Origin of the sequence: Streptomyces sp. 147326 (assembly GCF_045000215.1) — a bacterium.
Classification (GTDB): domain Bacteria; phylum Actinomycetota; class Actinomycetes; order Streptomycetales; family Streptomycetaceae; genus Streptomyces.
Window position 1 is genome coordinate 1,475,897 of record NZ_CP134201.1, and the last position, 21,542, is coordinate 1,497,438.

Annotated in this window: 18 protein-coding genes and 1 tRNA gene; 8 read left to right on the forward strand and 11 right to left on the reverse strand. The window is 72.4% G+C overall.

Features of this window, described 5'->3' with window-relative positions:
- Position 1 precedes the first annotated feature (1 nt).
- Positions 2–1,687 carry a DUF4012 domain-containing protein gene (locus RIU97_RS06745; RefSeq protein WP_404954138.1) on the reverse strand — a complete coding sequence of 562 codons (1,686 nt, stop codon included), beginning with the start codon at positions 1,685–1,687 and terminating at the stop codon, positions 2–4.
- A gap of 1,510 nt (positions 1,688–3,197) precedes the next feature.
- Between RIU97_RS06745 and RIU97_RS06750 the strand changes: the two genes are divergently transcribed.
- Positions 3,198–3,491: a hypothetical protein gene (locus RIU97_RS06750; RefSeq protein ID WP_404954140.1), complete on the forward strand. Its 294-nt coding sequence runs from the start codon at positions 3,198–3,200 to the stop codon at positions 3,489–3,491.
- On the forward strand, positions 3,431–3,685 hold the full coding sequence (locus RIU97_RS06755) for a tyrosine-type recombinase/integrase (protein WP_404954142.1): 255 nt from the start codon (positions 3,431–3,433) through the stop codon (positions 3,683–3,685). Before RIU97_RS06750 ends, RIU97_RS06755 begins: the two co-directional genes overlap by 61 nt.
- A gap of 97 nt (positions 3,686–3,782) precedes the next feature.
- Here RIU97_RS06755 and RIU97_RS06760 read toward each other — a convergent pair.
- Positions 3,783–3,856, reverse strand: a tRNA-Pro gene (locus RIU97_RS06760).
- 110 nt (positions 3,857–3,966) lie between these two features.
- On the opposite strand from RIU97_RS06760, the gene RIU97_RS06765 reads away from it, so the two are divergent.
- Positions 3,967–4,452, forward strand: a complete 486-nt coding sequence (locus tag RIU97_RS06765) for a DUF309 domain-containing protein (RefSeq protein WP_404954144.1) — start codon at positions 3,967–3,969, stop codon at positions 4,450–4,452.
- Here the strand turns inward: RIU97_RS06765 and RIU97_RS06770 are convergent.
- From RIU97_RS06770 to RIU97_RS06785, 4 genes are read right to left on the reverse strand one after another with little or no spacing between them, the layout of a single operon-like run.
- A complete protein-coding gene (locus tag RIU97_RS06770) occupies positions 4,429–4,824 on the reverse strand; it encodes a VOC family protein (RefSeq protein WP_404954146.1) in 396 nt (131 codons plus the stop codon). The genes RIU97_RS06765 and RIU97_RS06770 overlap by 24 nt on opposite strands.
- 5 nt (positions 4,825–4,829) lie before the next feature.
- A complete protein-coding gene (locus tag RIU97_RS06775) occupies positions 4,830–5,537 on the reverse strand; it encodes a lactate utilization protein C (RefSeq protein WP_404954148.1) in 708 nt (235 codons plus the stop codon).
- On the reverse strand, positions 5,534–7,006 hold the full coding sequence (locus tag RIU97_RS06780) for a lactate utilization protein B (RefSeq protein ID WP_404962775.1): 1,473 nt from the start codon (positions 7,004–7,006) through the stop codon (positions 5,534–5,536). The genes RIU97_RS06775 and RIU97_RS06780 overlap by 4 nt, the downstream gene beginning before the upstream one ends.
- Before the next feature lie 17 nt (positions 7,007–7,023).
- Complete coding sequence (locus tag RIU97_RS06785; protein ID WP_404954149.1) at positions 7,024–7,779, reverse strand: (Fe-S)-binding protein; 756 nt, start codon at positions 7,777–7,779, stop codon at positions 7,024–7,026.
- Between the two features lie 18 nt (positions 7,780–7,797).
- Here RIU97_RS06785 and cobF point away from each other — a divergent pair, with 18 nt between their 5' ends.
- The gene (gene cobF, locus RIU97_RS06790) at positions 7,798–8,550 is read left to right on the forward strand and encodes a precorrin-6A synthase (deacetylating) (RefSeq protein WP_404954151.1); all 753 of its coding nucleotides are present in this window, start codon (positions 7,798–7,800) and stop codon (positions 8,548–8,550) included.
- Here the strand turns inward: cobF and RIU97_RS06795 are convergent.
- The 3 genes from RIU97_RS06795 to RIU97_RS06805 form a co-directional block, all read right to left on the reverse strand.
- Entirely contained in the window at positions 8,537–9,751 is a 1,215-nt protein-coding gene (locus RIU97_RS06795; RefSeq protein WP_404954153.1) for an aminotransferase class V-fold PLP-dependent enzyme, read from the reverse strand. The two genes, cobF and RIU97_RS06795, sit on opposite strands and share 14 nt — an antisense overlap.
- A 224-nt stretch (positions 9,752–9,975) precedes the next feature.
- Positions 9,976–11,649, reverse strand: coding sequence for a glycoside hydrolase family 71 protein (locus RIU97_RS06800; RefSeq protein ID WP_404954155.1), 1,674 nt, complete (start codon positions 11,647–11,649; stop codon positions 9,976–9,978).
- Between the two features lie 300 nt (positions 11,650–11,949).
- Positions 11,950–13,368 (reverse strand): family 2B encapsulin nanocompartment shell protein, encoded by a 1,419-nt coding sequence (locus RIU97_RS06805; RefSeq protein ID WP_404954157.1) that lies wholly within the window; start codon positions 13,366–13,368, stop codon positions 11,950–11,952.
- A gap of 273 nt (positions 13,369–13,641) precedes the next feature.
- Here RIU97_RS06805 and RIU97_RS06810 point away from each other — a divergent pair, with 273 nt between their 5' ends.
- Positions 13,642–14,796, forward strand: a complete 1,155-nt coding sequence (locus RIU97_RS06810) for a family 2 encapsulin nanocompartment cargo protein terpene cyclase (RefSeq protein ID WP_404954159.1) — start codon at positions 13,642–13,644, stop codon at positions 14,794–14,796.
- A gap of 104 nt (positions 14,797–14,900) precedes the next feature.
- Here RIU97_RS06810 and RIU97_RS06815 read toward each other — a convergent pair whose 3' ends face one another.
- Both RIU97_RS06815 and RIU97_RS06820 read right to left on the reverse strand, forming a co-directional pair.
- Positions 14,901–15,455 carry a hypothetical protein gene (locus RIU97_RS06815; protein ID WP_404954161.1) on the reverse strand — a complete coding sequence of 185 codons (555 nt, stop codon included), beginning with the start codon at positions 15,453–15,455 and terminating at the stop codon, positions 14,901–14,903.
- Between the two features lie 81 nt (positions 15,456–15,536).
- Positions 15,537–16,913 carry a tetratricopeptide repeat protein gene (locus RIU97_RS06820; RefSeq protein ID WP_404954162.1) on the reverse strand — a complete coding sequence of 459 codons (1,377 nt, stop codon included), beginning with the start codon at positions 16,911–16,913 and terminating at the stop codon, positions 15,537–15,539.
- A gap of 318 nt (positions 16,914–17,231) precedes the next feature.
- Between RIU97_RS06820 and RIU97_RS06825 the strand changes: the two genes are divergently transcribed.
- The 3 genes from RIU97_RS06825 (at position 17,232) to RIU97_RS06835 (ending at position 21,533) form a co-directional block, all read left to right on the forward strand.
- The gene (locus tag RIU97_RS06825) at positions 17,232–18,641 is read left to right on the forward strand and encodes a family 2B encapsulin nanocompartment shell protein (protein ID WP_404954164.1); all 1,410 of its coding nucleotides are present in this window, start codon (positions 17,232–17,234) and stop codon (positions 18,639–18,641) included.
- 12 nt (positions 18,642–18,653) lie between these two features.
- Positions 18,654–20,933: a germacradienol/geosmin synthase gene (locus RIU97_RS06830; RefSeq protein ID WP_404954166.1), complete on the forward strand. Its 2,280-nt coding sequence runs from the start codon at positions 18,654–18,656 to the stop codon at positions 20,931–20,933.
- Positions 20,934–21,119: 186 nt separating this feature from the next.
- A complete protein-coding gene (locus RIU97_RS06835; RefSeq protein ID WP_362240324.1) occupies positions 21,120–21,533 on the forward strand; it encodes a hypothetical protein in 414 nt (137 codons plus the stop codon).
- The last annotated feature ends 9 nt before the right edge of the window (positions 21,534–21,542 follow it).

Sequence of the window (21,542 nt, forward strand, 5' to 3'; positions counted from 1 at the left end):
GTCAGTCGCCGCACGCCGGGTACGGCTCCACATGAGCCCGCAGCGGTGTGACCAGCGGCTGGCGCCACAGCACGGGCGCATGGTCGCTGACCGGCTCCAGGAGCTGAAGCGTCAGGGTACGGGCGCGCTGCGCGGGCAGTTCCAGGTCCAGCGTGTAGACCGGGTGTCGGAGTTCCTCGCCGATGCCCACCAAGGCGGTCCGGCCGTCGAGGGCCGCACCGGTGAGCTGTGCGCCCGTGCTGGCGTAGTAGGAAACCAGCACCCGGTTGTCTCCCGGCCGGATGGGGTACGCCGGCTTGTCGCTTCGCTGGGTGACGTAGGCAGGAAGCCCCGACCTCGGCGCCCGGTTGGTGAGAGTGATCCGAGCGGTGACGAGCCGACCTTGCGGCGTACAGCGGCCCGGAACCCAGCTCAGCTCTCGCTCCAGGTAGTAATCCAGCTTCCCGCCCGCAGCGTTGTTGACGACGAGTCCGGCGAAGGAACCGGTCTCCTGCGGAAACGTGCCGCTCAACGGACGGGTCGACAGCAGACGTTGCTCGTTCTCCCGGGCGCTCCACACCTTCAGCCGTCCAGTCGCCGCGTCACCGTACGCCGCCTTGAGCAGTCCGGGAATCCGTCGCGGATCGTGGAATGCGTCCACCAGGGTGGTGACTGCCGTGCGCGCCACCCCGAGGAGGAACGCCTTGCGCGTCGCGTCGTCGGAGTAGCGTGCGTAGGCCGTGCGCTCCGTGAGGTCCAGCATGTTGTCGCCGGTGAGCGCCGTGCCGTCAGGCAGTCGTCCCGGGCCCGCCACTCGCAGCAATCGGCCCAAGGTGGTGGGGTCCAGGGCGATGACCCCGTCCACCCTCTTGCCGCTGCGCTGGCGCCAGGTTGCCGCCCAGATACGGGCGGCGTAGGGGAAATGCGGGCTGAGATTGGAGTTGGCCCAGAAGCGGGTGGGCTGGTACCGAGCATAGCGGGCGTTGTATTCGGATCCCAGATCGACCACAGGACTGCCACCCGTCACCCCGTCGTCATTATCGAAGGTCTCGAAGTGCAGTTGGCCCCGTTCTGCGGTGAGCACGGCGAAGGCCCCCGGCATGCCGCCGGTGCCGCGGGCTTCCGCCGTGTTCTGGACGCCGACGAAATATCGTCTAGGCCCCTGTTCCCCCAGCATCTCCGGCAGCACACGGGCGGCCACAGCGGCATCAGACGTGACGGGGGCAATCCGGTCGAGCAACCCCAACAGTTGCGTGCGTGCGTGGTCGGCCGCCGGCAGCCAGGTGGTACGGGGAAGACGGCCGGCCTTCGCGCGCGTCTCGGCGGCCACCCGCGCCGCCCGCTCGAGAGCCGGAGCCTTGCCGCCGAAGGCGGACAGCAGGGCTCCCCTACCGCCCTCACTAGAGTCATCGGCGAGTTCGGGAGCGATGCGCGCGAACGGCGGGAGTACGTCGTGAGTCAACCGGTCGGCGGCGCTCGCCGCGCCGCGAACCGTTTCCGCGGGTCGGCCGAAGAACGGCACCTGCGCGAAGAGATACCAGGCGGGTCCGGTGGTCAGGCGATGCGCCCGGGCGGCGTGCGCCGCCGCAGAGCTCATCGCTGCCCCCGAGGCGGCGTTGCCCGTCGTATCCACGACCGAGTGCCGCAGCGTATCCAGCGACCGCTGAGCGGCCAGCAACTCCGTCCGGGCAAGCAGACCGGTGCCCACGATCCAACCCGCTAGGGCAAGACACAGGACGGCGACGGCCGACAGCACGTGCCGGGCACGAGGCCGTGGGAATCGGCGACGCGCCGGCTCCGTCCTTGAAGACCGCCCCGTGTTTTCGATGAACCTGAGACGCTCGCGCAGGTGTCGCAGCCGCCCGGAGAACTCGGTGGTCAATGGTTTTCGAGCCACGAGGCTGCTCCACCCCTACCGCCTCCGGGTGGGACCACTCCTGTCGCCCCGCGAAGAGCATGGCCGGGCCAGTCGCCCAGACGAGGGAACACAGCGACGGCAGCGGAGGCTGTGCCGGCCGCCCGCGCGCCACGCCACATCGACGACGTCGCCAAATTCTCCACACTTCTCACATGAGTCCAGGCCCGAACGAGCAGGGCAAAGTGGCTCTACACACTCATAAATGTCGCCGGGTAGCGTCCGATAACGCCATTGCATACTCAAATCACTGGATGGCCTAATAAATCACTCTTACTTTGCTGGCCGCGTGTGCCGCCCATAGCCCCGCTACGCGCAGGACGCACCACAGGACGGGGGGCGGGCCAAGATGAGGGCTGCGGCTATGCCCACGAAGGCAAGGGAGCACCGGTGCCTGGAAACAGCGGCGGTGGCGGTAGCGGGCCAGCCAGCGCAAGTTCACGCGATAGGGCTTGTCCCAGGTCGCCGACATGGCAGAACTGCCCGCCCACCGGCCTCGCATACTCGCGCGGTGAACGCGAGACCTCAGCCGACCAGGTCCTGAGGACGGACGTCCACGACGACACCTGTGCCATCCACAAGCCGGGCGAAGTAGTCCGGGGTGTGCTCGCGTCCTCACCGGCCGTCCGTCGAGGCCAACTGGAAGGGCTGAGACGCCAGAGCGACGACGGCAGGGTCGAAGTCCAGGGCCACCGCCGCATCCCGCTCGACCCATGACTCGTAGCCCACCTGGGCCCGCGACGTCGCTGCCCAGTACTCGCCCGTGAAGTTCTTCTGTCCCTTGAACGAGGTGAACGACCGGATTGGGAATGCCAGTTCGAACGGCCACCCTGGTGCCGATCCAGTGAACCAAGGCGCAGGGTCCACGACATTGGTGTACGGCTGTCCACCGACATCGAATATCGCCCCAATCGAGCGAACCCGTACCGAGCCCGTGTCCGCTGGTTCGATCCGACCACCAAGCGTCGGCAGTCCCTTTCCGAGGGAAAGGACAGCGAAGAAGAGGCGCAGGCATGGATCCAGGCCATCATCGAGGCGGCGCAGGCTGGCCTCAGCCCATCGCTCGCCACCATGAAGCTCACCGAGTACTGCGACGCCAACATCGAACTGGCCCTACGGGGCTCGAAATTGAAAACCCGCGACCCCCATCTGTCCGGATGGCGGCTGCGTGCGACTCCCACGCTCGGGCACCTTCCCGTGCGAATGATCACGAACGGAGCTGTCGACCGCACCGTCCAGAACTGGATCGCCGACGAGCTAGGCCGCCCGACGGAAGAACACCATTGCCGTCCTGGTCCACGTCATGGCGCAAGCAGTCCGCGACGGGATCATCAAGGTCAACCCGGCCCGCGTCACCGGGTGGCAGAAGCTGTACAAGCAGGCGGAGGACGAACTCCTCGACCCGCGCGCACTGGCTCTGCCGGACTGGGAGATGCTGGTAAAGCTGGCCGAAGCCCTCATTGCCGCCTCGTACGACAACTACCGGGGCTGGGGCGATGTGGTCCTCTTCGCCGCGAGCACCGCGGGTGGGACGAGGTGGTCACCAAGCTCGGGTACGAGCACCTGCGCCGGCATGACCTCCGGCACACGGGCCTGACCTGGTTCGCCGACGCCGGGGTCCAGGTGCACGTCCTGCGTAAGATCGCCGGGCATGGTTCACTCGCGACCACGCAGCGCTACCTGCACCCCGACGTGCACAAGATCACCGCCGCCGGCGCCGCTCTCTCCGCCCACCTGAGCGTGCCGCGGGCCCCGAGGTCGCTACCGGTACCGCTCGTCGTCACCAACTGACGCGGTCAAGCGCGCTGGTCCCCAACTGGTCCCCAAAAATGATCAAGGGGCCGTTTCAGATTGCTCTGAAAGGCCCCTGACCTGCGACTCTTTCGAGTCGGGACGACAGGATTTGAACCTGCGACCCCTTGACCCCCAGTCAAGTGCGCTACCAAGCTGCGCCACGTCCCGTTGTGCCCTCGACCTGCGGGTTTCCCCGTGCTCGGCGGCACATGCAGAACATTACCGCACGCCGGGGGGTGTCCATGCACCGGTGATCGGCGTGGGGGGAGGATGGGGAGGTGAACGCACGGGATCGGGATGACGAAGGACGGGCGCGGAGTGCGCGGCCCAGGGATGGGCTGGGGCGGCCGTTGCCCTACGGGGACGCCGGGGTGGAGCGGCAGCCCGAGGGGGTGGTGCGCTCGCCCGGGGAGACCGTGCGGGAGGCGCAGCGGCTGCTGGACGCCGGGATGCCGTTCCACGCGCACGAGGTGTTCGAGGACGCCTGGAAGTCCGGGCCCGAGGACGGCGCCCCGCTCTGGCGGGGGCTGGCGCAGCTCGCGGTCGGGCTGACGCACGCCGCGCGCGGGAACGCGGTCGGCGGGGCGCGGCTGCTGCGGCGCGGGGCCGCCGGGATCGACGGGCTGGACGGGGACGCGTACGGGATCGACGTGCCGGGGCTGGTGCGGTGGGCGCGGGAGCTGGCCGGCCGGGTGGAGGCCGGCGGCCCGGCGGTCGATCCCGTACGGGAGGCGCCGCGGCTAGCCGGCGGCGGGCTGGAGTAGGTCCCAGCGGTTTCCGTACAGGTCCTCGAAGACGGCGACGGAGCCGTACGCCTCGTGGCGCGGCTCCTCCAGGAAGCGGACGCCCTCGGCGGTCATCCGGGTGTGGTCGCGCGTGAAGTCGTCGGTGTAGAGGAAGAACCCGACGCGGCCGCCGGTCTGGTCACCGACCCGGGAGCGCTGGGCGTCGTCCTTGGCGCGGGCCAGCAGCAGGGCGCTTTCGGTGGCGCCTGGCGGGCGGACCACGACCCAGCGGGAGCCGTCCGGGCGCGCGGTGTCCTCGGCGAGGTCGAAGCCGAGGGCGCGGGTGTAGAAGTCGATGGCCTCGTCGTAGTCGTTGACGACCAGGGCGGTGAGGGCGATGTGGGAGGACATGGCCCCTATTGTGCGCCGAGGAGGACGACCTCCAGGGTGCGGGGGCCGTGGACGCCCTCCACCCGGTCCAGTTCGATGTCGCTGGTCGCCGAGGGGCCGGAGATCCAGGTCAGCGGGCGGGTGGGGTCGAGGCGCGCGAGTGCCTGCGGAACGGAGTCGACCAGCTGGTCGGGGACGCGGACCACGCAGACGTGGTGGTCGGGGATCAGGGTGATGCGGCGCCTGCCTTGGTCCGGGCCGCCGTCCAGGACGATCGTGCCGGTCTCGGCGACGGCCAGGGCGCAGCCGGTCACCACGCTGTCGACGGCGTCCAGTTCGTACGGGGTGGACTCGGCGCGGTCCTGGACGAGGGCCGCGTCGGCGGCCGCGAGCCAGTGCGCGGGCAGGGCGGGCGGGACGAGGACCGTCCGGGCGCCGCGCGCGGCCAGGAGGCCGGCGAGGAGCTCCGGGAGGCCCGCCCCGTCGGTGCGGTGGACCTTCGCACGGTACTCGGACAGGTGGGCGGCCAGCAGGTCGGCGCTCTCGGCCGGGGTGCGGTCGCCGTGCACACGGAGGTAGTCGCGGGGGATGTCCGCCGCGACGGGTGCCACCCCGGATCCGGGGCCGGGGCCGCGGCGGGTGCCGGGCTCGGATGCCGGCCCGGGTGCCGGCCCGGGTGCCGGCTGAAGCAGGGCTCGGCGGATGCGGGACAGGATGCGGTCCTTGCTGGTCACTGCGGGTTCCCCCGTTCTCGGGTCCACCAGTCGCGGAAGGATTCGGCGGGTACGGAGGGCAGCTCGCGGGTGTCGGTCCAGGCCCGGCCGGGGCCGGGCAGCCTGCGCGGCGCGAGCCGTCGGGCCCGGGCCAGCAGCCGCTCCCCGGCGCGCAGGGCCCCCGGACGGTCCAGGAGCAGCCGGGCGGCGCGCAGGGCGGCCCGTTCGGCGGTGTGGCCGTGGGCGGGGCGGATCCGTACCCGCACGCCGTCCCGGGTCACCGGGCCGCCCTGGGCGACCCGTTCGCGCAGGTGGACCAGGACCTCGGGGATGTCGATGGCGACCGGGCAGACCTCGTAGCAGGCCCCGCACAGGGTGGACGCGTAGGGCAGCGAGGCGTCGATCTCACTGCCGGTGCCGCGGAGTTGGGGGCTGAGGATGGCGCCGATGGGGCCCGGGTAGACGGAGCCGTAGGCGTGCCCGCCGGCGCGCTCGTAGACCGGGCAGACGTTGAGGCAGGCGGAGCAGCGGATGCAGCGCAGGGCCTGCCGGCCGGTCTCGTCGGCGAGGGTGTCGGTGCGGCCGTTGTCGAGGAGGACGAGGTGGAAGGCGGAGGGCCCGTCGCCGGCCGCCCCTCTCGAAGGGCCCAGCCCGGTCCACATCGTCGTGTACGGGTTCATCCGCTCGGCCGTCGAGGAGCGCGGCAGTGTCTGGAGGAAGATCTCCAGGTCCCGGAAGGTCGGGACGACCTTCTCCACGCCCACGACCGAGATCAGGGTCTCGGGCAGGGTCAGGCACATCCGCCCGTTGCCCTCGGACTCGAAGACGACCATCGTGCCCGTCTCGGCGACCATGAAGTTGGCGCCGGACACGGCCACCTTGGCGCGCAGGAACTTCTCGCGCAGGTGCAGGCGCGCCGCGTCGGCGAGTTCCCGCGGGTCGTCGCCGAGCGGTTCGGGCGCCGGGCGGCCCCAGTTCCCCATCTCCGCACGGAAGATGTCGCGGATCTCGGCCCGGTTGCGGTGGATGGCCGGGACCAGGATGTGGGAGGGGCGGTCGCGGCCGAGCTGCACGATGAGCTCGGCGAGGTCGGTCTCGTACGCCGCGATCCCGGCGGCCTCCAGGGCCTCGTTGAGCCCGATCTCCTGGGTGGTCATCGACTTGACCTTGACGACCTCCCGCTCCCCCGTGGCCCGGACGAGGTCCGTGACGATCCGGTTGGCCTCGTCCGCGTCGACGGCCCAGTGGACGGTGCCGCCGGCCGCCGTCACTGCCTCCTCCAACTGCAGCAGGTAGTGGTCGAGATGGCGCAGCGTGTGATCCTTGACGGCCTTGCCCGCGGCGCGCAGCCGGTCCCAGTCCGCCAGTTCGGCGACGGCCCGGGCCCGCTTGTCGCGGATGGTGTGCGTGGCGTGCCGGAGGTTGGCGCGCAGCACCTCGTCCCGTACGGCCTCACGGGCCGCCCCGGGAAAGGCGGGGAAGGCGGGCATGCCCAGGTGGACGCCGGTCACGACAGCGGCTCCTCCTCGGTCGCGGCCAGGATCTCCGCGAGGTGCACGGTCCGCAGCGGGGCGTCCGCGCGGCGGAGCAGGCCGTCGAGGTGGGCCAGGCAGGAGTTGTCCGCCCCGCACAGCACCTGCGCACCGGTGGCCGCGGCAGCCGTGATCTTGTCGGTGCCCATCGCGGTGGACACGTCCGGGTTCTTGACGGCGAAGGTGCCGCCGAATCCGCAGCACTCCTCGGCGCCCGGCAGCTCGACCAGCTCCAGGCCCTTGACGGCGGCCAGCAGCCGCCGCGGCCGGTCCCCGAGACCAAGGCCGCGCAAACCATGACAGGACGGGTGATAGGTGACGCTGTGCGGGAAGTAGGCGCCCACGTCGGTCACCCCGAGCACGTCGACGAGGAACTCGGTCAGCTCGTACACGCGGGGCGCCAGGGAGCGCGCCGCGTCCGCCAGCGCCGTGCCGCGCCCCTCGGCGGCCGCCTTCCGGCCGATGCGCGGGTAGTGCTCGCGGATCATCGCGGCGCAGGACCCGGAGGGAGTGACCACGTACGCGTAGCCGGCGAAGGCCTCCGCGGTACGCCGGACGAGTGGTTCCGTCTCGTGCCGGTAGCCGGTGTTGTACTGCGGCTGCCCGCAGCAGCTCTGGCCCGCCGGGAAGTCCACCTCGACGCCGAGCCGCTCCAGCAGACGTACGACGGCGATGCCGGTCCGCGGGTACAGCGCGTCGTTGACGCAGGTGACGAACAGGGCGACACGCATGACGGGCAGAATAGCCGGGTGAAGAAGTTCTCAGTGATCGGCATAGGCGCGGGCGACCCGGACCATCTGACCCTCCAGGCGGTCAGGGCGATCGGCGCGGCGGACGCATTCCTCATCCTGGAGAAGGGCGAGGAGAAGGCGGATCTGACCGGGTTGCGGCGCGCGATGCTCGACGCGCACGCCCGGCCCGGCCACCGGCTGGTGGAGGGCCGCGACCCGGACCGGGACCGGACCCCCGCCGACTACGCACCGACGGTGGACGGCTGGCGCAGCGCGCGGGCCGAGATCTTCGAGCGGTTCGTCGCGGAGGACCTCGCGGACGGCGAGACCGGGGCGTTCCTGGTGTGGGGCGACCCCTCCCTGTACGACTCCACGCTCGCGATCCTCGACGAGGTGCTGGAGGCCGGCCGGGTGGCCTTCGAGCACGAGGTCGTGCCGGGCATCAGCAGCATTTCCGCGCTGCTGGCGCGGCACCGGACCAATCTGAACCGGGTCGGGCGCCCGGTCCAGATCACCACCGGGCGCCGGCTCGCCGAGGGCTGGCCGGACGACGTGGACGACGTGGTCGTGATGCTGGACGCGCGGCACGCCTTCACCGCCCACCTGGACCAGGACCTCTACATCTACTGGGGGGCCTACGTGGGCACCCCGGACGAGATCCTGGTCTCGGGGAAGCTGGCGGAGGTCGCGGGGCGGATCGAGGAGCTGCGCACCGAGGCCCGCGCCCGCAAGGGCTGGATCATGGACACGTACCTGCTCAGGCGCGGCTGACGGCCCGGGCGAGGTACTCGGGCAGGGCGGCGGCGAGCCGGGCGTACTCCCGGGGCCGGTTGTAGATCTGCCCGCAGACACGGATGCCGCCGCCGCCCGGCCAGGGCCAGACCAGCACACGGACGCGCAGCCGCGCCGCGAGCTCCTCGCGCAGGGCGCGGGCGCCGTCCGGGGTCTCGGCGACTCCGGGCGGCAGCCGCAGGGCGCGCATGGCGAGGCCGTCGGTGTGCGGGAGGGGCGTGAGCCCGGGGATCCCGGCGAGCAGCGCCGCGCCGTGGGCGGCGAGGGCGCTGTTGTGGGCGCGGACCTTGGCCGCGTCGAGGCGTTCGATGAGGTCCAGTCCGTCGGGAGCCGCGAGCCAGCCGGTGTAGTCGGCGGTGGCGCGGTTCTCGACGGACCTCGGGAAGCCGTGCCGGTCCTCCCAGGACGGTACGAGCGCGCGGATCCGGTGGCGGTGCTGCCGGGCGACGGCGAGGATCGCGCTGCCGGAGGGCGCGTAGCCCCACTTGTGGAGGTTTCCGAACCAGAAGTCGGCGCCGCCGGCGAGGGGGTCGGCGAGCATGCCGGGGGCGTGGGCGCCGTCCACGACGGTGGTGACGCCGCGTTCGCGCAGGTCGGCGAGGAGCCGCGGCGAGGCGATGATCCGGGCGGTGGGCGAGCTGACGTGGTCGAGCACGGCCACCCTCGTACGGGGCGTCAGCGCGGCCAGCACCGTCTCGCGTACGGCGTCCTCGTCGGGCAGATGGGGATCCAGGGCGACGGTGGTGACCGGGGCGCGGCGGGCGGCGGCCGCGACGACGGTGCCGTAGCCGTGGTCGGTCACCAGGATCTCGTCGCCGCCCGCGAGCGGGACGGCGTCGAGGGCGAGGTTGGCGCCCTCGGTGGCGTTGGAGATGAACGCGAGCCCGTCGGGGTCGGCGCCGAGGTGCGTAGCGATCCGCGCGCGGGCCGCGGCGAGGCGGTCCGGGACGGCGATGAAGAAGGCGTCGGGATCGGCGTGCGCCTCCGCGCGGAGCGCGGCCTGGGCCTGCTGGACGGGGACGGGGACGGCTCCGAAGGAGCCGTGGTTCAGGTGGGCGACGCGGGGGTCCAGGCGGAACAGCTCGGGTCCACCGGGGAACCCTGCGGGGTGCCCTGCGGGCGGCTCGGCGGGGATTTCACCAGGGGGATCGGCATCGGCGGGACGTGTCGGCTCGGGCATCTGACCTCCGGGTGTGAGGCGCGGCTGTCGCCCGGATCATCTCCCGGCGCCCGCCGAAGCCGGAAGACCACCACCGACGGGCCGCGCTGCCGCGCGTGCCCCTGGGGCTGCGTTCCAGATCCCGCGCCTCACACGCCGGCGGGGCTACATGTCAGCCCCCGGACGAAGTCTGCGGGAGGGTTCGGGCGCGGAGCCCCCGACAGCCGCGAGGCAGGCGCCGGGGCCTACGGTTCGCGGCCGCTCGTGGCCGCGTAGTACTGGAGGTCCTGTACCTCCACCGCGTGGTCCACCCGGTACGGCAGGTCGACCCGCGCCGCGGCCTTGCCGTCCCGGACGATCTGCGCCGAGCTGGTGCCCGCCTTCAGCGGCAGCAGCCGGGAGTGGATTCCGGCCGGGGCCTCGTGGCTGCCCTTGGCGGATCCGACGGTCGTACGGACCACGGCGGTCCCGGAGAGGAAGCTGAGCACCTCCACCGTGTCCCGGGGCGGGGCGCTCCCCTTGCGCAGCGACATCACCAGCGACTGGTCGCCGGTCGGGTCGGCGTCCGCGAACTGGGTGCGCGCGGTGAGGTAGAGGGTGTCCCGGACGATCTTCGGCCAGCTGCCCGTCTTGAACCGGGTCAGGTAGTACGAGCTCAGGTCCAGGTAGGCGTGCCCGTTGTGCAGGGAGGGTGCGAACTGGCTGCCCTCCGAGTAGTCGTTCCAGGTGGTGAGCTGCACCCAGTCGGCGCCGTCCTCGATGGCGTGCGTCCAGGTGGAGCGCAGGGTCGCGGTGTTGCCGGCCTCGTCGTAGATGCCCTGGTTGGGGCGGGCGTCCTGGACCGACACGGGCTGCATCCAGATCTTGCCCATGCCGTGGGCCCGCTGGACGTCGCGCGTGGAGCTCTCCTGGCCGACGTAGCTGCGGCTGCCCCATTCGGAGAACCCGTGGCTGATCGGGGCGAACTCCCCGCTGTGGGCGCCGAAGTCGAGGAAGAGCGGAACGAAGGCGGTGCGGATGCCGTGTTCGGACTTGAGGGCGCCGATCACCTCGGTCCACCAGGCCACGCCCTTCGCCTCCGCCTTGAAGGGGGAGACGACGAGGCGGCCGTCGGGGAGCCGGTGCGCGGCGGGGGCGTCGGCGAGCGTGGCGATCGCCTTCGCGAGCTCGCGGGGGTCGTCGGTCTTCAGCGAGGTCATGTCCGGCATCAGCATGATCTTGAACGCCGGGTCCACCGAACGGGCGGCGGCCATCAGCAGGTTGGAGCGGTCCCAGTTCTTGCCGGAGAGGGAGAGCAGGTCGAGGGTGAAGCCGTCGATGCCCGCCGCGCGGGCCGTGCGCACCTCCTGCTGGAGGTTGGCGTACTCCCAGTCGCCGCTCTTCGGCGCCACGGGCAGCGGCCGGTCGCGCAGCAGGCCGCCGTACCTGCCGTGCTTCCCGCTCTCGCCGTCGGGGTCGAGGTAGTTGCGGGTGTAGTAGTCGTTGTCCGCGCCCGCGTTGTCGAGGGAGAGCGGGTACGGGGTGAAGTAGTGGGCGAACACCAGCTTCTTGCCCGCTTCGCCGGAGCGCAGGGCGGCCGGCTGCGGCATGTCGAAGGGCAGGGCCCCGGAGGGACGCTCGGCCCCGGTGTCCACGGCGCCCTCGGGGTTGCCCTTGGCGGCCGCGCCCTTGGTGGGCGCCGGGGTCCCGGCCGGTGGCGGGGTGGCCGGGCCGGTGGCTGCGGCCGCGGCGCCGCCGTCGGGCCCGGTGGCCGGCGGGAGGTCGACGGCCGGGGCCGAACCGCTCTGTACGGAGGCCCCGTTGTACGGGTCCCAGGCGATGCCGGTGGCAGCGCAGACACCGACCAGGAAGAAGGCGGACAGCAGCATGGCGAGCAGCGGTCTTCGGCCGCGGAAGGCCGGCCGACGCCGGTGCGACACGGGCCGGGGCACGCCGGGCGCGCCGGCCGCACCGGAGGCGCGCGTCGGGCGCCGCCTCCCGCGGCCCCTCCCGTGCCCCGTCCCGTGCTCCGTTCGACGGTCCGCTGTCATCCTGGTCCCTCCCGCGCATATGCCCCGAGCGGGGGCTGCACAGCAGTAGAGCCCATTACCGGCGTGCGGACAACCGTTCCCGGGCGCCCGGGCCCGGGCACGTACGTCACCCGCACCACCGGAACTACGCCGCCGCGCCGACGCACGGCCGACGGCCCACGGCCCACGGCCCACGGCCCACGGGAGGGTTCAGTCGCAGCGGGCGGCGGCGATGTCGGCGTTCTCCAGGATCCCGATGGCGTCCGGTACCAGGATCGCCACCGAGTAGTAGGAGCTGACCAGGTAGGACATGACCGACTTCTGGTCGATGCCCATGCAGCGGACGTTGAGGCCCGGTTCGATCTGTTCGGGGATCGCGGCCGGGCGCAGGCCGATGACCCCTCCGTTGTCCTCCCCGGTGCGCAGGGCCAGGATCGAGCTGGTGTGGCCGCCCACGACCGGGATCTTGCCGCAGGGCAGCAGCGGGACTCCGCGCCAGGCGGGCACCTGTTTGCCGTGCACGTCCACGGTGTCGAGGGTGAGGCCGCGCTTGTTGCATTCGCGGAGGAAGGCGGCGACGGCCTTGGGGTGCGCGAGGAAGAAGGCCGTTCCCCGGCGCATGCTGAGCAGGTCGTCCATGTCGTCGGGGGTGGGCGGGCCGGACCAGGTGCTGATGCGCTGCCCGTAGTCGGCGTTGTGCAGGAGGCCGAACTCCCGGTTGTTGAGCAGTTCGGACTCCTCGCGCTCGCGCATCGCCTCGACGGTCAGCCGCAACTGCTGCTCGAACTGGTTCATCGGGTCGTTGTAGAGGTCGGCGACCCGGGTGTGGATCTGCAGGACGGTCTGGGCGAGGCTCAGTTCGTACTCGCGCGGGCTCAGCTCGTAGTCGGCGAAGGTGGCGGGCAGCCGGGCCTCGCCCGCGTGGCCGGAGGCGAGTTCGATGTCGGCCTCGCCCCGTCGGTTGACGGGCCGCCGGCCGTTCTCGACGTACTGATCCAGGTGGGTCCGCAGGCTCTCCGAGCGGCCCAGCACCTCCTGGAAGGCGCTCCACCGCAGCACCATGGCGGTGCCCGCGGTGGCGGCCCGGACGGTGTACGCCCAGCGCGGGTCGGCCTGGCCGAGCGCGTCGTCGCCGAGCTGGTCCCCGTCGGCGACCACGCCGAGGAGTTCACTGCCGCCGTACTTGCCCGACGCCCGCTTCTCGACGCGGCCGTGGGCGATGATGAACACCTCGGCGACGGGGGCGCCCGCCTCGACCAGGACGTCTCCGGCGCGCAGGTCGCGCTTGACGAAGCGCAGGGCCAGCTCCTCCAGGACGGCGGATTCGGCGTAGCCCTTGAGGACGGGCAGTTCGGTGAGGGTGGGGGCGAGGATGCGTACGTCGTCCGCGCCGGCCTGGACGAAGGAGACCCGGCCGCGCCCGACGGCGTGGGTCAGCCGCCGGTTGACGCGGTAGGTGCCGGCGCCCAGGTCCACCCAGGGCAGCATGCGCAGCAGCCAGCGCGAGCTGATGCCCTGCATCTGGGGGACGGACTTGGTGGTCGTCGCGAGATTGCGGGCCGCGGCGGTGCTCAGGCTCAGCTGCCGGTCGTCTGCGGGGTCCAGGAGTGGCTGCGCCTCTGCGGTCATGCGGGGTTCCTCCCTGCGTCGGTCCACGCGGAGCGTGCTGCACGCTCACCGTGGGGCGCGGGGCGCCGGGCGCGGTAGCCGCCCCGGCCCGGGGGCTGTTGAAAATCCCCGGCGGTTGAAGGCCTGCACGCGTGTGCGAACTCCCGGGCGTGCGTACACCCGTGCAGGTTTTCAACGCCGCCGGATCTTCAACGGGCGGACCGGGCCCCGGACCTTCCGGGCCGGGGGCCGCCCCCGCTCCATGGGTGGGTGTGCCGACCCGCAGGAGGAGCCATGACGGCAGGAGCCGTGTACCCCGCCCCCGCTCACGCCCCGGGCCGCGCCGGCGCCGCGGCCGCCGGTCCGGCGGAGGTGCTGAGCCGGCTGCTCGGCGGCCGGAGCGGCCTGGGGGCCGCGCCCCCGCGCGCCGATCCCGGCCCCACCGGTACGGACGCCCGTACGGGGACGCGTACCGGCACGGGGATCGTCATCCCCCCGCTGTACTGCCCCGACGCCGTACGGGACGACCCGGCGCTGGCCGGCGCCGTGAACGAGGAACTCGTCCGGTGGGCCGACGGCATCGGGATCTACGCCGGCCGCCTGGACGTGCTGCGCTCGTGCCACTTCGGCCGGCTGATGATGCTCGCGCACCCCGACTGCGACGACGCCGGCCGGCTGCTGGCGGCCGCCCGGTGCGGGCTCTCCGAGTGGGCCGTCGACGACCACTGGGCCGACGCCGGGGAGGACGCCGACCCGCGGCTGATCGGCCCGCGCCTGGCGCTCGCGCACGCCGTGGTCGACCCGGTGCGGCTGCCGCCGCGCTACGAGCGGCGGTTCGAGGAGCAGGTGGACGCCGAACCCGTGCTGCGCGCCTTCCGCTCCGCGCTGGAGCACCTCGCCGAGTTCGCCTCCCCGACCCAGGTGACACGCCTGCGCTACCAGTTGGCGGTGATGTTCGTCGGGTACAACCACGAGGCCGAGTGGCGGACGTCCGCCCGCCGGCCGCCGGTCTGGGAGTACCTGCTGCACCGGTACGAGAACGGCTTCTTCCCCTGCATGGGCCTCACCGATCCGGTCGGCGGTTACGAGGTCCCCGCGCACGAGTTCGCGGACGCCCGGGTGCGGCGCACGTACATGTACGCGGGGGTCGCCACCTGCCTGCTCAACGACCTGTACTCGATGGCCCGGGAGGATCCCGGCGACACCAGCTTCCCCCGCCTGATCGCGGCCGAGGAGCACTGCTCGCTCCAGGAGGCGGTGAACCTGACGGCCGAGGTCCACGATGAGATCATGCACACCGTCGAGTCGGAGTCGGCCGCCCTGGCCGCCCTCGGCTCACCAGCGCTGGGCCGCTTCCTGGAGGGGATCTGGAACTGGATGGGCGGGGCGAAGGAGTGGCACGCCACGAGCCCCCGCTACCACGCCCCCGCGGAGGGCGGCGCCGCATAGAAGCCGTGCACCGCACAGAAGCCGTGCACCGCATAGAGGCCGTGCACCGCAGAGAAGCCGTGCACCGCGCAGAAGCCGGCTCGTCCCTCCCCCTTGCCCCGTTCTCAGATCTTCCCCTCGACCACCCGGATCCGGTGGCCCAGTGCCCGTCCGAAGGCCTCGGTGAAGCGCGGGTGCAGAGGCGGCCAGTCGTCGAACTCGAAGCCGAGGTGGGCGAAGGCGAAGTGGTCGTCGGTCCAGTTCCACTCCGCAAGCGGGGCGCGGTGGGCGCAGGCCGGGCAGTCGAGATCGGCCGCGCCCGTCGCGTACCAGGCGTCGAGGGCCTCGCGGGGCCAGTCGGGCGTGGCACTTCGGCAGTGGGGGCAGAGCGCGGAAGGGGCATCGCCCTGGCCTGCGTAGAAGACCGTACGGCCCACGACGACGCGCAGCTCGTCGCAGGGCTCCTCCTCCAGCCCCTTGAGCCGGGCACGCCAGTCCCAGGAAACCAGGTCGACCGACTTCCGCCATCGCGGACCGGCCAGGTACGCCACGTCGCCCTGCCACGGCACCGGGCGGATGAACCCCTCCGCCTCCAGCCACCCCCTGCCGCGCTCGCCCCGGGCGGCCGCCTCCTCCGCCGACGCGTCCAGGTCCACCACGGTCTGCCGATAGGTCCCCACGGGCCCTCCCCCTTCACTCGGTGCGGTCGACCTTAGTGATCCGAAGCCGTGCGCCGGTCGGCCGGAGGACCTGGAGGGGCCTCAGCCGAGCCCGCGGACCCGGACCAGCAGCGCCCGCGCGGTGCGGTTGCCCCCGACGGTCTGGAGGCGGCCGCGCAGGCGCCCCACGGCGTCGTGCACCCGCGCCGAGTCCAGCTGGGGCACCGCGTCCAGCATCTCGTGCCAGGTGGCACAGGCCCGTTCCAGATGGCCCTGGTTCAGGTGGAGTTCGGCGAGCCGCGCCAGGGTGATGGCCCGCGCGCGGCGCTCGTTGGGGGGCCGGTGCCGCAGGGAGGTGCCGAGCGAGGCGATCGCACCGCGCGCGTCCCCGAGGGCCGCCAGCGCCTCGGCCTGCTGGTGGGCGAGCGCGGCGTGGTGGTAGTCGCCGATGGCCGCCCGCTGCCCCGCCGAGCGCTCCAGCAGCCGTTCCGCCTCGCCCAGCCGGGCCACCGCCGCCCGCCGGTCGCCGCAGCCGGCCTCGGCGACCGCCAGCTGTCCGGTGACGAAGGCGGCCTGCAGGGTGGGGAGCCGTCCCGCCTCCCGGGCGGCCGCCGCCGCCAGCTCCCACGCCTGTTTGCGGTGGCCCAGGTGGTGGGCCTGGACGCTCATGGCTCGCAGTACGGGCGCCCAGCACCGCGGATCCCCCGCCTCCTGGCCGAGCCGCAGCCCCGCCCGGTAGTACGCCTGGGCCGTGCCCTGCTGGTTGCCGTCGAAGCACAGGAAGCCGGCGGTGTAGGCGAGCCGCGCGGCGCAGCCCAGCAGCCGGTGGCGTACCGCGGGTGCGGCGCCGGCGCGCAGCCAGGGCGCCACGGTGGTGGCGAGGTAGCGGGTCAGGGCGGGCCGGGCCAGGCCGCTGCCGAACATCATGTCGGCGTTGCGGAAGACCGGCAGCACGGCCTCGGCGGCCTCCACGTGGTGCAGGCCGATCCGCCCGGCCGGCCGGGCGGGCGCCCCGGCCCCTTCCGGCGGCGGCCAGCCGGGGGGCCGCCAGGCGGAGGAGTAGACCGGGACCTCCCCCAGCAGGGCCGCCGCCTCGAGGCCGGGGCCGGCGGCACCCGCGGCGCCCTCGGCGACGTCGGCCACCACGGCCGAGAGGTCCGGTGCGAGGACGTCCGCGCCGTGCGGGCCGGTTCCGGTGCGGTCCCGCCCGCGGGCGGTGCCGGCCGGCCTCGCGAGACCGGTGTCGGCCGGGCTGACGCGCCGTCCGGTACGGCGGCTCAGTGCCTCGGCGGCGAGGGCGACGACGTGCGCGGGAGGCCGGGTGCCGGCCAGCCAGTGGGATATGGAGGTCCGGTCGTAACGCAGGGTGAGGCCGGCCTCGGCGGCGACGCCGTTGACGGCGCGTGCGAAGTCCTGCCCGCTCCAGCGCGCGTCGGTGAGGAGGGTGCGGAGTCGTCCGTTGGGTTCACGCTTGGCCATCAGAACCGCCCAGCTCGTACACGTGTCCATCCATTCAACGCGGTCGGACATTCAACACGGGGGGGCCGGGACGGATGTACCGGGTGAGGCCGTCCTGCCCCTAACTAGACGTGTGCGCCGAGCGGCGCACGGTCACACCGCGTGGCCCTGGCGTACGGGAGCACAGCAGATCGCGCGGAGCGGGACCGTCCCTTCCGGTCACTCCCGTACACCACCCCCCGCCCGGCCCCGGAGGGAGCACCGACCGGCAGAACACCCCACCGTCGCGCACGGCACCCGCGCCACTCCCAGGAAGACCGACCGAGAGGAAGGCCCGCCATGTCCGTCGACCCCAGCACCGAAGTGAGCGCCGACCACCTGACCGCCACCGCCCGGCAGAGCCTGAGCACCGAGGCCGCCCGGAATCTGGCCACCACGACCAAGTCCGCGCCGCAGATGCAGGGGATCAGTTCGCGGTGGCTGCTGAGGATCCTGCCGTGGGTGCAGACCGGCGGCGGCACCTACCGGGTCAACCGCACCGTGAGCTACACCGTCGGCGACGGACGCATCACCTTCGTGAAGACCGGGACCGAACTCCGCGTCATCCCGCCGATGCTGCGCGAGCTCGGCATGCTGCGGAACTTCCCCGACGACCAGGTGGTCAAGGCGATCGCCGACCGGTTCGTCAAGGAGGAGTTCCGCAAGGGCGACGTCATCGTCCGGCGCGGCGAGCCCGTCGACAAGATCTTCCTCATCGCCCACGGGCGGATCGAACGGCTCGGCACCGGCGCCTACGGGGACGAGGCGAGCCTGGACGTGCTGAGCGACGGCGACCACTTCGGCCACCACCCGCTGCCCGACGCCACGTGGGAGTTCACCGCCCGGGCGCAGACGGACGTGGTGACGATGACCTTCAACCGGGGTGACTGGGACGCGGCGCTGAACAGTTCCGCCGCGCTGCGCCGGCACGCCGAGGCCTACCTGGAGGCCGAGCGCGTCGGCCGCCGGGGCAGCGACGCCGTGGACCTGTCCGCCGGCCACACGGGCGAGGTGATGCTGCCCGGCACGTACGTGGACTACGCCCTGGACCCGCGCGAGTACGAGCTCAGCGTCGCGCAGACCGTGCTGCGCGTGCACTCCCGGGTCGCCGACCTCTACAACAAGCCGATGAACCAGTCCGAGCAGCAACTCCGTCTGACGGTCGAGGCATTGAGGGAGCGTCAGGAGAGCGAGCTCATCAACAACGCGGAGTTCGGGCTGCTGCACAACGCCGACTACGAGCAGCGGGTCTACGCCCGTACCGGTCCGCCCACCCCCGACGACATGGACGAACTCCTCAGCCGCCGCCGCGGGTCGCAGTACTTCCTCGCCCATCCGCGCACCATCGCCGCCTTCGGCCGCGAGTGCAGCCGGCGCGGCCTGTACCCGGACAGCGTGGACTTCCAGGGGCACCGGGTCCCGTCCTGGCGGGGGGTGCCGCTGCTGCCCTGCAACAAGATCCCGGTGACGCCGGAGCGGACGAGCTCGATCCTCGTCCTGCGCACCGGCGAGGACAACGAGGGGGTCATCGGTCTGCACCCGGTGGCCCTGCCCGACGAGTACCAGCCGGGCCTGTCCGTCCGTTTCATGAACATCAACGAGCAGGCGATCATCTCCTACCTGGTCACCGCCTACTACTCCGCCGCGATCCTGGTGCCCGATGCCGTCGGGGTGCTGGAGAACGTAGAGATCTCCCGATTCGACGACTGAGGGGGCCTCGTCATGACCGCTCGGCAGGAGACAGGCCGGCAGGAGACAGGCCGGCAGGAGAGCGCTTCGGGGCAGCCCTTCGAAATGCCCGAGTTCTACCTCCCGCATCCCGCCCGCCTCAATCCCCATCTGGAGGAGGCCCGGACGCACACCCGCGCGTGGGCCGCGGAGCAGGGAATGCTGGAAGGCTCGGGCGTGTGGGGCCCGGCCGATCTGGAGGCGCACGACTACGCGCTGCTGTGCGCCTACACCCACCCCGAGTGCGACGGCCCGATGCTCTCGCTCGTCACCGACTGGTACGTGTGGGTGTTCTTCTTCGACGACTGGTTCCTGGAGCGGTTCAAGCGCACCGGTGACCGGGCGGCGGGACGGGCCGCGCTGGAGCGGCTCACGCCGTTCATGCCCGCCGATCCGCACGCCCCGGTGCCCGAGCCCGCCAATCCGGTCGAGGCGGGCCTCGCCGACCTGTGGCGGCGTACGGTGCCGGGCCACTCGGCGGACTGGATCGCGCGCTTCACCCGCACCACCCGCGATCTGCTCGACGAGTCGCTCTGGGAGCTCGACAACATCAACATCGGCAGGGTGTCGAACCCGATGGAGTACGTCGAACAGCGCCGCAAGGTGGGAGGCGCGCCCTGGTCGGCGGGGATCGTCGAGCACGCGGTGGGCGTGGAGGTGCCCGCACCGGTCTCCGGGGAGCGGGCGCTGCGGGTGCTCCGCGACTGCTTCGCCGACTCGGTCCACTTCCGCAACGACCTGTTCTCGTACGAGCGGGAGATCGGGAAGGAGGGGGAGCTGAGCAACGGGGTGCTGGTCCTGGAGCGGTTCTTCGGATGCACCACCCAGGAGGCCGCCGACCAGCTGAACAACATGATCACCTCGCGGCTCCAGCAGTTCGAGAGCACCTTCTTCACCGAACTGCCCGTGCTGTTCGCGGAGAAGGGCCTCGGCCCGGACGGGATCCTCGCGGTCCTCACCTACGCGCGCGGGCTCCAGGACTGGCAGTCCGGCGGCCACGAGTGGCACATGCGCTCCAGCCGGTACATGAAGGCCCGGCCGGGCCGCACGGAGGCGGGCCTGCCCGGGTGGCTGCGCGGCCCCTCCGGGCTGGGCACCACCGGCGCCAACGTCAAGGCGCTGCTGGGCGTGACCGGCGGCGCGCGACGGCGGCGCCGGCACTCCAACGTCCCGCATCCGGTGGGCCCTTCGGTGATCCCGGAGTTCTACCTGCCGTACCGGAACGTGCTCAACCCGCACCTGGCGGGCGCCCGGGAGCGGCTCATCGAGTGGGACCGGGCGATGGGCATCCTGGACGAGGGCATCTGGTGGGAGGACAAGGCGCGGGGGTACGACTTTGCGCTGGCCTCGGCCGGCATCGACCCGGCGTGCTCGGCGGAGGCGCTGGACATCAGCGCGGGCTGGCTGAGCTGGGGCACGTACGCCGACGACGTCTATCCGCTGGTCTTCGGCACCCCCCGGGCCCTGGCGGCGGCCAGGGCGCAGACGCGGCGGCTGCGCGCCTGCATGCCGCTCGACCTGTCCGCGCCGCCGGCCGCGGTCAACGCGATGGAGCGGGGACTGGCCGACCTGTGGCGGCGCACGGCCGCGCCGATGGGGACGCGCGGCCGGGAGATGTTCCGGTCGGCCATGGACCAGGTGCTCGACAGCTGGCTGTGGGAGCTGGACAACCAGGCGGCCAACCGGGTCCCGGACCCGGTGGACTACCTGGAGATGCGCCGGGTGACCTTCGGGTCGCCGATGACCATCTCCCTCGCGCGGATGGCGCACATGGACGTCGTTCCGGAGGAGGTCTACGGGAGTTCGGCCATGCAGTCCCTGCAGGCGGCGGCCTTCGACTACTCGGCCGTCATGAACGACGTGTTCTCGTACCAGAAGGAGGCGGAGTACGAGGGCGAGCTGCACAACCTGCTGATCGTCGTGGAGAACTTCTTCGACTGCGACTACCCGACGGCGCTGCGGGTGGTGAACGACCTGATGACGTCGCGGATGAAGCAGTTCGAGCACGTGGTGGCGAACGAACTCCCCGTCATGTACGCGGACCACGGGCTGGACGCGGCGGCCCGCGCGGCCCTGGACCGCCACGTGGACGAGCTGAAGCAGTGGATCGCGGGGATCGCCGTCTGGCACGCGGAGACGCGGCGGTACCGGGAGGAGGACCTGAAGCGCCACCACGCGCACCGCCCGGCCGTGGCGGCGGGCGCCGTGACGCCGAATCCGCCGGGCCGGGGCCGGCTGTTGCCCCCGGCTCCGCATCTCCCCGCGTGGGCCTGACCTGCGAGGCTCTGGAGCCACTCGCCGGAATGCGACATTCCCCTGGTCTTGCGGCGCAAGTGGCGCATAATCATCGTCACGCGGCTCGGTCGAACCCTCTTGCCGCCCTTGGTCACGCATGCGATGGGGGGCCATCGTGCCATGAGGGAATTACGGACAACCATGCTTCCGGCGACATCCAGCGAAATGTCCCGCCTGCTCACCGCGGTCCGGCGGGGACGGGTTCTGACCGTGGCGGGGGGCCTGCGCGAGCCGCGGAGCCTGCTGGTGCGCGAGATCGCGCGGCGCCTCGCGTCCAACTTCTACGACGGGGTGGCCGTCGTCGCCATGGACCCGCTCCACGGCGGCTACGGCATCCGCGAGCTGACGGCCGAGCTGCGCTCCGTACCCGACATGCCCGTGCCGCCCCGCGGGACGGCGAACGCCGCCTCGTGGCTGGCCGAACGGGACATGCTGCTCGTCCTGGACGGGGCGGAGCAGCTCGGCCCGGACGCCCTGGCCTGGCTGCGGAACCTGCTGTCCGTGGCTCCCGGGCTGCGGATCCTGGCCGCCGGGCGGTCCCCGCTGGCGTTCGAGCAGGAACGGATCCACCGCCTCTGACCCGCGGGC

Bases quoted from the DNA above. Each gene is read 5' to 3' on its own strand.
- RIU97_RS06830 (WP_404954166.1), top strand. From the start codon at position 18,654: ATGACCGCTCGGCAGGAGACAGGCCGGCAGGAGACAGGCCGGCAGGAG.
- RIU97_RS06835 (WP_362240324.1), top strand. From the start codon at position 21,120: ATGTCCCGCCTGCTCACCGCGGTCCGGCGGGGACGGGTTCTGACCGTG.
- RIU97_RS06820 (WP_404954162.1), bottom strand. From the start codon at position 16,913: ATGGCCAAGCGTGAACCCAACGGACGACTCCGCACCCTCCTCACCGAC.
- RIU97_RS06780 (WP_404962775.1), bottom strand. From the start codon at position 7,006: ATGCCCGCCTTCCCCGCCTTTCCCGGGGCGGCCCGTGAGGCCGTACGG.
- RIU97_RS06750 (WP_404954140.1), top strand. From the start codon at position 3,198: ATGGCGCAAGCAGTCCGCGACGGGATCATCAAGGTCAACCCGGCCCGC.
- RIU97_RS06810 (WP_404954159.1), top strand. From the start codon at position 13,642: ATGACGGCAGGAGCCGTGTACCCCGCCCCCGCTCACGCCCCGGGCCGC.
- RIU97_RS06795 (WP_404954153.1), bottom strand. From the start codon at position 9,751: ATGCCCGAGCCGACACGTCCCGCCGATGCCGATCCCCCTGGTGAAATC.
- RIU97_RS06825 (WP_404954164.1), top strand. From the start codon at position 17,232: ATGTCCGTCGACCCCAGCACCGAAGTGAGCGCCGACCACCTGACCGCC.
- RIU97_RS06785 (WP_404954149.1), bottom strand. From the start codon at position 7,779: ATGCGTGTCGCCCTGTTCGTCACCTGCGTCAACGACGCGCTGTACCCG.
- RIU97_RS06770 (WP_404954146.1), bottom strand. From the start codon at position 4,824: ATGTCCTCCCACATCGCCCTCACCGCCCTGGTCGTCAACGACTACGAC.
- RIU97_RS06805 (WP_404954157.1), bottom strand. From the start codon at position 13,368: ATGACCGCAGAGGCGCAGCCACTCCTGGACCCCGCAGACGACCGGCAG.